Annotated in this window: 15 protein-coding genes; all 15 read left to right on the top strand. The window is 73.3% G+C overall.

The window, feature by feature from the left end; translation table 11 throughout:
• The first annotated feature begins 102 nt into the window (after window positions 1-102).
• The 15 genes from ACIRRH_RS35700 to ACIRRH_RS35630 all read left to right on the top strand — a co-directional run bounded on the left by ACIRRH_RS35700 (window position 103) and on the right by ACIRRH_RS35630 (window position 11905).
• Window positions 103-513, top strand: coding sequence for a hypothetical protein (locus ACIRRH_RS35700; protein ID WP_403075868.1), 411 nt, complete (start codon window positions 103-105; stop codon window positions 511-513).
• Window positions 513-707 (top strand): hypothetical protein, encoded by a 195-nt coding sequence (locus ACIRRH_RS35695; protein ID WP_403075866.1) that lies wholly within the window; start codon window positions 513-515, stop codon window positions 705-707. Before ACIRRH_RS35700 ends, ACIRRH_RS35695 begins: the two co-directional genes overlap by 1 nt.
• 177 nt (window positions 708-884) lie before the next feature.
• A complete protein-coding gene (locus ACIRRH_RS35690; protein WP_403075864.1) occupies window positions 885-1295 on the top strand; it encodes a hypothetical protein in 411 nt (136 codons plus the stop codon).
• A gap of 5 nt (window positions 1296-1300) precedes the next feature.
• Window positions 1301-1438, top strand: a complete 138-nt coding sequence (locus tag ACIRRH_RS35685; RefSeq protein ID WP_403075862.1) for a hypothetical protein — start codon at window positions 1301-1303, stop codon at window positions 1436-1438.
• Between the two features lie 236 nt (window positions 1439-1674).
• Window positions 1675-1926, top strand: a complete 252-nt coding sequence (locus ACIRRH_RS35680) for a hypothetical protein (RefSeq protein ID WP_403075860.1) — start codon at window positions 1675-1677, stop codon at window positions 1924-1926.
• A 114-nt stretch (window positions 1927-2040) separates the two neighbouring features.
• Window positions 2041-2214, top strand: coding sequence for a hypothetical protein (locus tag ACIRRH_RS35675; protein WP_403075857.1), 174 nt, complete (start codon window positions 2041-2043; stop codon window positions 2212-2214).
• Window positions 2215-2352: 138 nt separating this feature from the next.
• Complete coding sequence (locus tag ACIRRH_RS35670) at window positions 2353-2931, top strand: hypothetical protein (RefSeq protein WP_403075856.1); 579 nt, start codon at window positions 2353-2355, stop codon at window positions 2929-2931.
• 292 nt (window positions 2932-3223) lie between these two features.
• The gene (locus tag ACIRRH_RS35665) at window positions 3224-4747 is read left to right on the top strand and encodes a DUF2637 domain-containing protein (protein ID WP_403075854.1); all 1524 of its coding nucleotides are present in this window, start codon (window positions 3224-3226) and stop codon (window positions 4745-4747) included.
• A gap of 208 nt (window positions 4748-4955) precedes the next feature.
• Window positions 4956-5105 carry a hypothetical protein gene (locus ACIRRH_RS35660; RefSeq protein ID WP_403075851.1) on the top strand — a complete coding sequence of 50 codons (150 nt, stop codon included), beginning with the start codon at window positions 4956-4958 and terminating at the stop codon, window positions 5103-5105.
• Window positions 5106-5233: 128 nt separating this feature from the next.
• A complete protein-coding gene (locus ACIRRH_RS35655; RefSeq protein WP_403075849.1) occupies window positions 5234-5806 on the top strand; it encodes a hypothetical protein in 573 nt (190 codons plus the stop codon).
• A gap of 142 nt (window positions 5807-5948) precedes the next feature.
• Complete coding sequence (locus ACIRRH_RS35650) at window positions 5949-8147, top strand: hypothetical protein (protein ID WP_403075847.1); 2199 nt, start codon at window positions 5949-5951, stop codon at window positions 8145-8147.
• Window position 8148: 1 nt separating this feature from the next.
• Window positions 8149-8523, top strand: a complete 375-nt coding sequence (locus ACIRRH_RS35645) for a hypothetical protein (protein WP_403075844.1) — start codon at window positions 8149-8151, stop codon at window positions 8521-8523.
• A 12-nt stretch (window positions 8524-8535) separates the two neighbouring features.
• Window positions 8536-10845, top strand: a complete 2310-nt coding sequence (locus ACIRRH_RS35640) for a hypothetical protein (RefSeq protein ID WP_403075841.1) — start codon at window positions 8536-8538, stop codon at window positions 10843-10845.
• Between the two features lie 110 nt (window positions 10846-10955).
• Complete coding sequence (locus ACIRRH_RS35635; protein WP_403075839.1) at window positions 10956-11465, top strand: ATP-binding protein; 510 nt, start codon at window positions 10956-10958, stop codon at window positions 11463-11465.
• A gap of 92 nt (window positions 11466-11557) precedes the next feature.
• On the top strand, window positions 11558-11905 hold the full coding sequence (locus ACIRRH_RS35630) for a hypothetical protein (RefSeq protein ID WP_403075836.1): 348 nt from the start codon (window positions 11558-11560) through the stop codon (window positions 11903-11905).
• Window positions 11906-11913: the final 8 nt, after the last annotated feature.

The raw sequence follows: 11913 nt of genomic DNA, 5'->3' as shown, positions 1-11913 counted from the left end.
CCACCACGGCCGCCGCCCACCCCCGACCTGCCGGGGTGGGCGGCGGCCGTCGCCTTGCCCTGTACAGCACCCGCCCAGCGAGATCACCCCGAGGAGACCACGTTGCCCGAGAACCTGACCACGCTGCTCGCCGAGGCTTTCACCTGGTACGCGCCCGGCCTGCGCGACCTCGTGCGGGAACGGCTGGACGAGGCCGACCTGGACACCAGCACGGACACGGTCGAGGATTTGTGCGGTGACCTGTGGCTGCACGCCGCCGAGATCACCGCCACCCACCCCCTCACCTTCGCCGAGCTCCTGGACCTCCTGGACCGCAACGCGAACCTGCTGGTGAACCGCCTCCACTACCAGCCGGAGGTGATCGTCGTGGGCCGGCTCGACACCGCCGCCGACCTGGTCGACGTCGCCGAGCTCGCCCTCGCCACGGCGGACAGCACCGGCCACCAGCCGCCGCTCCCCCGCCCGCGCCACCACGCCGCCAAGCACCGCAGCCCGCAGCGCACGGCGGCCTGATGCGCATCCACCTGGTCGCCTACCTGGCCCGTACCCGTGACGGCGCGGAGCATGGCGTGGCCCGCGTCCCGTCGGAGCGCGGCCGGCCGTCGTGGCACGAGTGCGCGGCCGTCGTCCCCGGATACCTCATCGGGCAGTACCTCGGCGTCGCTCCCGGACCGGAAGAGACCTGGTCCTGGCATCGTCCCGCCTGACCTACCAGCAGCAGCACGGACAACCACGGCCGTCGCCGACCCGGACCACCGGGACGGCGACGGCCGTGGCCGCCCGTACGGCAGCCAGAACGCAAATGACGGCCTCCGGGGGCGCAATCCCCGGGGGCCGTCGCCGGTCGCACCACCAACCCCGCTACAGGAGAGAGGACTACGACCGTGTCCCCCATCATCCCCCAGATCGACCTCGACGACCTCTACCACCGCTACTCCGGCCGCCTCCTCGCCGCCGCCACCGCGCGCCTCGCCGAGATCGGCCCGGACGCCACTCAGCTCGACGAGGACGTCACCCAGGACGTGTGGGAGGCCGTCGCCGCCGGCCACTACCCCACCGACCACCGCGGCCTCGACGGACTGCTCGTCCTGCTGGACCGCGCCGTCCGCCGAGTCCGCGCCGTCCGCTCCCGCGAGTGGCCGGCCGGGCTCCCCCAGGCCCGCCCGCACACCGAGGCGCCCGACCTCCTGGAGACGCTCGCCGACCAGGCCGCCACCGTCCCCGCCCAGCCCCGGCCGCTCCCGACCGCCGCCTCCGCGGTGGCCGCCCTTCACACCCTCCCCCTGGCCGGCTGACCGCGATGGACGACCACGCCGCGCAGCTGGAACGCCAGGTCCAGGAACAGATGGCCCGCCTCGAAGCGCAGGCTACCGCCGAGCGCCAGCTCGCCGAACAGCTCCGCCAGCAGCAGGCCGCCACCCAGGGAGGCACCCAGTGACCACCACCCGCCCCTGCCGCTCCTACGCCGGCGGCGGCACCCCCAAGCCGCCCACCCCGCCGGCCCCGCCCTCCCCCACCCCCGCCGGGGGCGGCCGGTGAGCAGCCCCGAGGACCCGCGCGCAGATGGACGAGCTGCTGCGGCGGGCCCGTGAGATGTACCAGCGGGCCCAGGCCGAGAGGGCCGGTCAGCAGCAGTAGCCCGATCACCAGCCAGGAGAGAAGGAGAACACGGTGATGACGACCGAGGAGTACGAGCGCAGGCAGGCCGAGCTGGCCGCGATGACCGCCGCGTACGAGGAGGCCGACCAGGCCGAGTACGCCGCCTTTATGGACGGGCTCGACGCCCGCAGCGTCGCTGCCTGGGCCGACCCGGTCCTGGAGCAGCCGGCCAGCGGCGGTGCGCTCCTGGAGCAGCGGCACGTCCTGCACGAGGCCGCCCACCCGGACCAGGTCGAGGCGCTGCGGCGCCTGGCCTCCCTGGCCTGACAGCCGGTTGCTGTCGTTCGCCGCAGCGCCCCGCCCTGGACCACCGGGTGCGGGGCGCGGCGGTGTTCGACGGTGCCCGACGCACCGGCCCCGCCAGCCGAAGGAGAGGCAGATATGAGGCGACCCGACGCGGTGCGCATGCATCAGGAGGAAGCGGCGGCGTACGCGCGCGCCGCCGAGACGGCCACCGGCCCGGCCCGCACGGGGTTGCAGGCCCAGGCAGCCGACCACCAGTCACTGGCCGACGCCGCCCGGCACGGCGAGTACCCCACCGACCTGGAGGACTGAGGACCGAACTGACCGTCGGTCGGTTGTCGTTCGCCGCCGCGCCCCGCCCCCGGACCACCGGGTGCGAGGCGCGGCGACGTTCGACGGTGCCCGACGCACCGCCCACCTCTCCCCCCTATATGCGTAGGAGTCCCCGTGTTGACCATCACTACGACCGCCCGGATTGCCGCACTGCGTCAGCGCGCCGTCCAGGCCGAGACCGCCCAGGCCGAGACCGCCCACCGCCTGGAGGAGGCCCTGGAGGAGCAGCGGATCCGCGACCTGGAACTGCTCACGGTGCGCGCCGACCTCAAGACCGCGCTGGCCAAGCCCGAACGGACTCTCGTCGCCGAGGCGAAGGCCAGCGAGGCCGTGACCCGGCTCCTGATGAAGGAGGCGAGCGCGCAGCTCGCCGCGCGCGACCGCACGATCGCCGAACTGCGCGCCGAGCTGGAGCAGGCGCGGGCGGGCCGTCCGGCCGATCCGGCCCTGCCCGAGCACGCGGTGCTGGCCTTCCGCACTCTGGGCGGCGGTCTGGTCGCGCTGATGGCCGTGCCGGACGAGGACAGCTACGACCGCCGTCCCTCCTACGGCTACGCGTGCCTGACGTGTGGCGACGAGGCCACCGGTCCTTCCGGATGGAGGACGGCCGCCGGTGGGGCCAACGAGCACGCCGGCGAGTGCCGGGCGATCCCGGCCGGGACCACCGACGCCGGGAAGGCCGGCACCCGCAGCTGACCGAGGCCGCATTTCGGGCCCGGCCGCCTCTTCTTCGCCCCCAGCGGCGGCCGTTTCGGAAGCACCCGGCAGCGTTTCGGGCGCAGCGGCCGCCGTTTCGGTACCACCTGAACCGAGCCTTCCGGAGGCCCCTGTGACGATCACCGACATGCCGCCGACGGCGGCTCCGCCCCGCCCTGCGCGCCCCGCGCCGGGCCCCGTTTCGCCGTTGCCGACCCCGGTTTCGGCAGCAGCCGAGTTCGTTTCGCCGACGGCCCCGGCCGTTTCGGAGACGCCCCGCTACAACCCGCTCATGATCGCCCTGTCGGCCGCCGCGGCGATCGGCGGCATCCTCGTGGGCGTCATCGGCTTCGCCATGTCCTACTCCACGCTCTCCAACGTCGCCCTCAACTCCTGGGGCTTCAGCAAGGACCTGGCACCGTGGTTCCCGGTCGGCGTCGACGCCTCGATCGTGGCGTTCCTGGCCCTGGACCTGTACCTGGTCCGCAAGGGCACCCCGTGGCACGTGCTGCGCCTGGCCGCGCACACCATGACCGGCGCGACGATCTGGTTCAACGCCAGCTCACAGGGCTCAATCCACGCCGATCCGGTGCGGGCGGTGGCACACGGCGCGATGCCGTTCCTGTTCGTCATCGGCGTCGAGGCCGGCCGCCGCCTGATCATCCACAAGGCCCGGCTGGAGGCCGGCACCGCCAGCGACCGGGTGCCGCTGCACCGGTGGGTGCTGTCTCCGGTGAAGACCCCGAAGTTCTACCGGACGATGCGGCTGACCGGCGTCACCTCCTACCTGGAGATGATCCGCCGCGAGCAGGAGCTCCTCGCCTACGAGCTTTGGCTCAAGCGCAAGCACGACGGTGACCTGTCCAAGGCCAGCGAGGACGAGCTGCTGCCGATGACGATGGCCCCCTACGGCTACACCGTCGCCCAAGCCCTCGCCATGCCCGACGAGCAGGAACGCGCGGCCCAGGCCCGCCAGGAGGAGGCCGAGCGCCGCAGCCTGGAGGCCGAGACCCGCCGCAAGAAGGCGGAGGCCAAGGCCAAGGCCGAGGCGCTGCGCGCGGACGGCGACCTGGAGAAGGTGAAGGCCGAGGTCGAGGGCGAGACGGGGCAGGCCCGGGCGCACGCGAAGGCCCGGGTCACCGCTGCCGAGCGGGCCGCCGCGCTGGAGGAGCAGGCGCTGGAGACGGCGGTGATGGCCGAGGCCCGCGCCCGCACCGCCACCGCGGAGCGCCAGAAGGCCGAGGAGCGCCGGGCGAAGGCCGAGATCGACCTGGAGGCCGCCGAGCTCGAACAGCAGGCCGCCGACAAGCGGCGCGCGATCGAGGAGGCCGACAAGGCCGCCGCGGCCGAGGCGGCGGCGATCGACACGCAGACCATCGCGATCGCCCGCAAGGCCACTGCCGAAGCCGACGAGGCCGCCGCCAAAACGGAGCTCGCCGCCGCCGAAACGCGGAAGGCCGCCACCGAAAAGAACCGCCTCGCGGCCGAGGACCGCGAGCGCGAGCAGACCGCTCTGGCCAACGCCGAGCGGGCCCGCCTGGCCGCCGCCGAAGCCGACAAGGCCGCTGCCGAAACGCGCCTGGCTGCTGCCGAAATCGAGAAGCGCGCGGTCGAAATGGAGGACACCGCGAAGTTGAAGCCGCGCGAGCGGGCGGTGCGCAAGGTCGCCCGGATGATTCTCGCCACCCCCGACCAGATTGCCGAGCAGCTGCTGCTCTCGGACATCCAGGCCGCGCTCGAGGTCACCTCCTCGGCCACGGCCTCCGAGTACCGCACGGAGGCCGCCGAGCTGCTCGCCCAGGGCTACCAGCCCTGACCGGCGGCCGGCCGCACCAGTGCACGGCCTCTCCGGTGGTCACCAGGACGCTCACAACGTCCTGGTGACCGCCGAAGGCGCCGAAGCGCCGAGCACCACCGTAGCGACCCGGGACCCCAGCAACGGCCCGGATCACCGCGAATCTTCCGCCACCGCAGGCCAGACGGCTGTCCGCCGCTGCTGCGCCCCACAAGTGAGGAGTCCTTCGATGAACGTCCTGCTGTTCCTGATCGGCCTCGTGCTGGTCGTCCTGGTCGTCGCCTTGGCGGTGACCACCCCGCTGTTCCTGGTCCACGCCCGCGAGCGTGACCACGGTCCCGCCTGCCGGTGGTGCCACCCGCGCTTGCGCCGTCGCTGACCGACCGTCCCACCCACCGAGATCCGGGCCTCTCGGCTGGCCGCCGGGCCCTTGTAGGGCTTCCGGCGGCTGGCGAAGGCGTCCGGCCCCGGCGCGCCGAGCACCACCGAACAGAGAAGGAGCACCCCATGGCCGAGCGTGATTCGGTCTACAACGACCCCGCCTACGACATCAGCAGCATCCCGTCCTGGAAGCAGACGCCCCCTTTGCACGGCGCCTACGCCCCGAACGCCCGCCTGTCCCCCCGCGCGAAGGCCGGTGTGGCCTGCGGGGCGGTCGTCCTGGTCGCTACCGGGATGGTCGCCTGGTCGCAGTACGCCTCCGCCGAGGCCGACGCCGAGGTCCGCAAGGCGCAGATCGCCCTGGACCAGTCGAAGCTCGACCTGGAGCGGCAGAAGCAGGAGGCCTCGCTGGCGGCCGAGACGGCCAAGACCACGGGGGTGGAGAGCGACGCGCAGAAGGCGCGCCGTGAGGCGGTCCAGGCGTGTGTCGCCAAGGCCTCCGGCGCCTACGGTGCCGTCGCCGACTGCGCGAAGGCGTACCCGGCGGTCGACTCCCCGGGCATGGTCAACACCTCCCAGAAGGTGGCCGCCGCCGGGGGCGATGACGCCCCCAACTCCGGTGTCGGCCTGGCCGTCCTCGGGGGTGCCGGCGTCCTGGTGGCGGGTGGCTGGCTGAAGAAGCACTTCGCCCGTAAGTAACCGTCCGTGACTTCCTTTCCTTTCCTTTCCCGACCCGGGAACGGCTTTCCCGCGTTCCCGGGCCCAGGCTACGGCCTCGGGAAGGGCGTTTTCCGGCGGGAAAGGAAAGGAAAGGAAGTCACCCAGAGTAAGGAGAAAGGTGATGGTGACACCCGCCCCGGCGGCCATCCCGCCCCGGCCCGAGCACCCGCCCGAGGCGCCCCCGCCCGCCGCCACCTCCACCGAGGCGGCGCTCGCCGCCCCCGCGTCCCCGACCCCGGGCACCGCTCCCGCCACCACTGGACCGGCGCCTGCCGGCCACGCCCCGGAGCCTGGCGCGGGCGCCGGGGCGGGCGGCCTGGCCCACTTCCTCACCCCCGTCCAGCCCGCCCGTTCGGTGCTCGGCACGACCGCGGACCTCGACCCCAAGGACGACCCCGGCACCGGCGGCGTCGAGACCGGCGAGTCCGACGGCAAGAACGGCTCCGGTAAGTCCGACGGCAAGTCGGACAGCAAGTCCGACGGTGACGGCCCGCTCGGCGCCCTGGTGCGCGCCCTCGCCCAGCGCCTGGGTCGCACCGGTACCGCCACCACCATTAAGCGCAACCACGAGGTCAAGGAGACCCGGGTCTCCGGCAACTCGACGAACACCACCAACGCCAACAAGTCCGACCGCAGCGCCAAGCACGAGAACACGGCGCAGCACCGCTCGCAGCGCGACGCCAAGGTCGCCGACCTGAACAACAAGACCCATCAGCACCAGCACCAGGGCAAGGACAACCGGGACGTCCGCAAGGCCGACAGCACGGACGCGAAGTCCGCGGCCAGCAAGGCCTCCAAGGCCGACACGGCGTCGAAGACGGGCAAGGACAGCCGGGACAGCAACGACACCAAGTCCGCCGACACCAAGGCGTCGAAGACGGACACGGCGTCGAAGACCGGCAAGGACAGCCGGGACAGCAACGACACCAAGTCCGCCGACACCAAGGCCTCGAAGAGCGACACCGGGTCGAAGACCGGCAAGGACGACAAGGGCCACGGCGGTGGGAAGGCTGCCGGGGCGTCGGACGGCAAGAGCGCCGACGGTGAGTCGCCGAAGGCCGGCCAGGACGACGGTGCGAGCGCCGACGTGAAGACGCTGAAGCCCGAGGGCCCTGCGAAGGCGGGCGGCGACGAGGACCCCGGTACCGGCGAGGCGAAGGCCGGGGCGGGCAAGCCGGGGGACGGGCCGACGGGCGGGGGCCGGGGCCCGGGACGGGGCGGCCCGTCGGGCTCCGGCGGCCGGGCCGAGGTGAAGGCGGCTGGGGCGAAGGGGGCGGACAGCAAGTTCCTCGGTGCGAAGGCCAGCAGCCTGGTGAAGGCCACCGACCCGGCGTCGCCCGGTAGCCGCCGGCCTGGCGCCCGCACGCCCGGGGCGTCGGCGACGGCGGCCGCCGCGAAGGGGGCGGACAGCAAGTTCCCGGGCCTGAAGACCAGCAGCCTGGCGAAGGCGGCCGACGCGAAGGGCCTGGACACCAAGTTCTCCGGCCCCGGGCTCGGCGTCGTGAACGTCGGCGAGCCGGGGCACCCCGGCCCGGTGGCGTACGTCAGCCGACCCGGACGCAAGACGGCCAAGTTCCGCACCGACGCGGCCGCCCCGGAACGAGCGGCCGACGCCGCGAAGACGGCCCCCAACCCTGTGAACGGTCCCGCCCAGCGGGACGGAAGGACGACAAGGACAACGATGAACGACCCCAAGCCTGCCGGGATGGTCCCGGTCAGCGGGTCCACCGCCGACCTGGCGAAGAAGCCCGCCGCCGAGGTGCCACCGCGCCCGGACCACCCGCCGCGTCCGACCGATCCGCCCACGATTCCCGCCCAGGCGGCACCGGCCGAGACACCCGCGGCGCCGGCCGAGGCCGAGCCCGCGAACGTCCTGGCCGTCGGCCGGGACGCGATCGCCTTCTCCGCCGACGGCGTCAAGCACAGCATGAGCCGCGGTGAGGTCCGCACGCTCAAGCAGTTCGAGCGCCGTCTGGCCGCGAAGGGCGAGGTGCTGGCCAGTGTCGCCGAGGGCAGCAAGGACACCCGGGCCACGGCCGTCGACCACGCGACCCGCGCCCAGCGCCTCGCTGAGGAGGCCCGGGACGTCAAGGGCGGCGCCCGGCTGGTGACCATCGTGCAGCGCCTGGCCGAGAAGGCGCAGACGCTGCGGGCCAAGGCCGAGCAGATCGAGAAGAACGCCGGCCGCGGCACCGAGGCCGTGAAGGTCCTGGCCGCCAACGCGGCCACCCGGCACGGCGTCATCTACAAGGCCGTCGTCGACAGCCCGTTGACCAGTCCCGCGGAGCGGGAGTTCTACCAGGACAAGCAGGGGAGCTGACATGGCCAGCACGTTGACCTACCGCGAACTGCGCAAGCAGATCCGGGCCCTGGCCAAGGAGGTCCGGCAGGCGACCGAAGCGCACAAGAAACTCGCCCGCACGCTCAACGCCGAGGCGAAGGACACCGGCCGGATCGCCGAACAGATCGCCGCCCTCAAGGTCGACTCCGCCACGATCGCCGAGACCCGCGAGGTGTCGCGGATCATGCAGGGCCTGTCCACCACCGCCCTCGCCTACTCGACCGCCGCCGAGGAGGCCTCCCGCTCCGCGACCGCCGCCGACCAGGAGGCGGTGCGCCTGCACGACGGCATCCAGCAGGCCGTCGACAAGTCCCCCGCCCCCATGGCCAAGGCCAGCTGGTACACCCAGGAATAGGAGAGAACTTCCGTGACCACCGACCACGCCACCCCGTCCGCCGCCGCGGAGGCGGTGCGCAGCCCGTCCGTCGAGAAGGCGTTTGCCGCCTGTGAGGTCGCCGCCCCGGTGGTCACCGCCGCGGTGATGCCCCTGCTGGAACCTCAGGCGGCGACCACGATGTGCACGTTCCTCGCCGCGCCGGTCTTGGTGGCCGGGGCGAACTACGCGGGCCTGATTGCCGACCGGACCCTGGACGCTGTCCCGGGCGGCGACATCGTGCGCGCCCACCGCCGGCCGATGTTCGTGGCCGCCGTCGCCACGGCGACGGCGGCCGCGACCGCCACGGTCAGCGGCCTGCCCGGCATCGACGCCCTGGCCGCCGGCTGGATGGAGATGCCGTCCGTCTCCGGCCTGGTCTCCGTGGTGTGGTGGGGCAGCATCGCGTTCGTCGGCTTCTCCCTGCGCCGGGTCCTCGCGAGCAGCCGCCGCCCCCGCCGCAAGACCGCCCCCGCGCAGCAGCCGGCGGCGGATCCGTCCGAGCCCGGCCCGGTCGACAAGGTGCTGGGCCTGTGGCACGCCCACATCTCCGGCGAGTACGGCGCCCACACCGGTGAGCACCTCTCCCTCACCGCCCACGGCCCCACCGCGTGGGAAGGCATCGTCGAAGCCGCCCCCGGCCGGCCGGTCAACGTCACCCCCGACACCGTCTCCGGCGTCTACCGCATCCCCGCCGCCTGGGTGAGCATCAAGGAAGGCCCCCACACCAGTTCCAAGCTCATCCACGTCGACCTCGTCCCCCCGCCCGCCGACCAGGCGCAGCACGGTGAGCTGGAGACGCTGTGGCTGCAGCGCGTGGCCCGCAAGGGTGGTTGCGTGCCCGGCACGCACCTGGAAGGCCTGGTCGACGACCCGGCCACCGGCGGCGTCGCCGCGTGGGTCGTCGCCGACGAGGACACCGACACCGTCACCGTCCCCGACACCTACCAGCTCGCCGGCGCGCTGCGGACCACGTCCCTGCTCGTGAGCTTCGAGCCGACGCAGGACCCGCGCCGCGCGAAGGTCCGCAAGATGCTGCGCTCGCCGCTGGAGGACGGCCGGCCCCTGCCGAACGCCGAGGCGCTGCTCGCGAACAAGAACGGCTTCGTCGAGCTCGGCACCGGCATCTCCGGGCGGCCCTCGCGCGTGCAGCTGTACGACCCCAAGGGCGGCGCCCGGCACGTGCTGGTCGCCGGTGTCACCGGCTCCGGCAAGGGCGGCGTCCTCCAGCTGGTGTGCCTCTCCTACCACGTCAACAAGGTCGCGATCATCTACGCCGACCCCAAGGGCAGCTCGAACCCGGACGTGGAGGACATGGCGGCCTTCGCCGGCTGCGGCCGCGAAGGCGCGATGGGCGCCCTGCGCCTGGCCTACGCGATCCTCCAGCACCGCATCGCCCAGTCCCAGGCACTGCGGATGAAGAACTTCGTCGCCACGGACGAGATGCCGTACATCGCGGTCGTCCTGGACGAGTTCGCCCAGCTGCTCGGCGACAAGTCCCCCTACCAGGACGAAGCGTCGATGATCGTCGCCGCCCTCGCCGAGCAGGGCCGCTCGCTCGGCATGGCCCTCGTGCTGTGCGGACAGATCCTCAACCTCGACAAGATGGGCTCCGACACCAGCATCCGCGACAACGTCTTCTACGGCGGCGCGCTCATCCTCCTGCGCTCCGACGGGGCGCAGAAGAACCGCCTCGACCTGCCCGATTCCTTCGACGGCATCGATCCCTCCCAGATCCCCCCGTACTGGCGGGGCGGCGACGACTCGCTCATCTACGACCCGACCATCCCCGAGGACGACCCGCGCCGCACGTTCGGCGTCGGCTACGTCGTCGGCCCGGACGAGCGCGCCGAGATGATGCGCGCCTGGATCCTCGAATCCGCCGCCGGCCTCTTCGACCCGGCGAACATCGCGATCCCCCACGACTTCCCGGGCTGGGAGGACCGGGACCTGATCGCCGCCGCCCCCATCGACCCCACCGCCACCGCCACCGGTGGCGGGGACGGCGCCGGATCGTGGGAGCCCGGCCCGGCACCGGCCGTCCTGACCAAGGAGCCCACCGCCAAGGAGAAGATCCTCGGCATCCTCGACGACCACCGCGACCCCCTGAACGAGGAGGTGATCTACCTCAGCGTCGAGGCGATCACCACGATTGCCGGCGTCGCCCGCAAGACCGTCTTCAACGCCTGCTCCGATCTCGCCCGCGACAAGACGCTGGTACGCCGCGGCGCCGGCGAGTACGGCCTGCCGCTCCACAAGACCGCCGACCAGGGCAGCGCGCCGGAGCCCGCCGACAGCCACTGACCCGCCGCCTCCCGCCCCGCCACCCATGGCCGGGCGGGCGGACCGCTTCCCGCACCCAACCCCACCCGACTGCCCCGGCGGTCACCACACCCACCGAGAGGAACCACACCATGTCCACGCACCTGATCGTCGGTCCCACCGGCTCCGGCAAGTCCCACACCCTCCAGCAGCTGATCGCCCAGGCCGCCACCGACCCGGCCACCACCACCTGGGCCATCACCCCCCGCAGCGAACTGACCGCCGCCGACCGCCACACCACCCCCGACGGAGCCGAGCAGATGCTCACCCACGCCCTCGCCATCGTCGACCAGCGCAACGCGACCCTGCGAGACGCCCGCCAGCGCGCCCACCAGCCCACCCCGACCGCACCGCGCATCCGCCTGCTCATCGACGAAGCCGAACACCTCCTGCGCCACGAGCCGCTCGCCGAGCAGCTGCACCGCCTGGTCACCACCGGCCGCCCCGCCGCCGTCGAGACCGTCGTCGCCGTCAGCGACCTCCGCCTGAACCTGTGGCCGCTCGACCTGCGCGACCACTACCTCGCCGGCACCGTCACCCAGCTCCACCGAGGCGCCCGCGCCGTCCCCGGCATCCACGCGCTGACCGACACCCAGAACTGACCGGTCGGCCAGCCTCGCCCCCGGCCCCCCGCCCGCCCCGCCACCCAGGCCGGGGCGGGCGGTCCCGCATTAACCCGAAGGGAAACACCCCAGTGACCACCAACCCGCCCGACCCCGCGGCGCCGGCTCTCTGCCCGGACTGCCAGGCAGCCCCCGGCGAACTCCACCAGGACGGCTGCGACATCGCGCTCTGCGCCCAGACCGGCCGCCAGCACCTGATGTGCGACCACGACGAGGACGACGAACGCTGCCGCAGCACCTGGACCGGCCAGTGGCCCGGCACGGCCGAGTGCCGTGAGTGGGGCTGGTGCGTGCGCGACGTCCCCGGCCTGGGCCTGACGCCCTGCCCCGCCGAGGACCCCCACGCCGTTGAGGATCTCAACCGCCTGGTCACCGGCGCCCGCTGGGACGCCGACTCCCAGCGCTTCCAGCGGATCTGACCGGCCGA

The sequence above is a fragment of the Kitasatospora sp. NPDC101235 genome (genome assembly GCF_044767505.1).
Taxonomy (GTDB): Bacteria; Actinomycetota; Actinomycetes; order Streptomycetales; family Streptomycetaceae; genus Kitasatospora.
Note: the sequence above shows the minus strand (reverse complement) of the source record. Positions and strands in the feature narration are given on the sequence as shown.

Bases quoted from the DNA above. Each gene is read 5' to 3' on its own strand.
- ACIRRH_RS35695 (WP_403075866.1), top strand. From the start codon at position 513: ATGCGCATCCACCTGGTCGCCTACCTGGCCCGTACCCGTGACGGCGCG.
- ACIRRH_RS35685 (WP_403075862.1), top strand. From the start codon at position 1,301: ATGGACGACCACGCCGCGCAGCTGGAACGCCAGGTCCAGGAACAGATG.
- ACIRRH_RS35680 (WP_403075860.1), top strand. From the start codon at position 1,675: ATGACGACCGAGGAGTACGAGCGCAGGCAGGCCGAGCTGGCCGCGATG.
- ACIRRH_RS35675 (WP_403075857.1), top strand. From the start codon at position 2,041: ATGAGGCGACCCGACGCGGTGCGCATGCATCAGGAGGAAGCGGCGGCG.
- ACIRRH_RS35665 (WP_403075854.1), top strand. From the start codon at position 3,224: ATGATCGCCCTGTCGGCCGCCGCGGCGATCGGCGGCATCCTCGTGGGC.
- ACIRRH_RS35660 (WP_403075851.1), top strand. From the start codon at position 4,956: ATGAACGTCCTGCTGTTCCTGATCGGCCTCGTGCTGGTCGTCCTGGTC.
- ACIRRH_RS35655 (WP_403075849.1), top strand. From the start codon at position 5,234: ATGGCCGAGCGTGATTCGGTCTACAACGACCCCGCCTACGACATCAGC.
- ACIRRH_RS35650 (WP_403075847.1), top strand. From the start codon at position 5,949: ATGGTGACACCCGCCCCGGCGGCCATCCCGCCCCGGCCCGAGCACCCG.
- ACIRRH_RS35645 (WP_403075844.1), top strand. From the start codon at position 8,149: ATGGCCAGCACGTTGACCTACCGCGAACTGCGCAAGCAGATCCGGGCC.
- ACIRRH_RS35635 (WP_403075839.1), top strand. From the start codon at position 10,956: ATGTCCACGCACCTGATCGTCGGTCCCACCGGCTCCGGCAAGTCCCAC.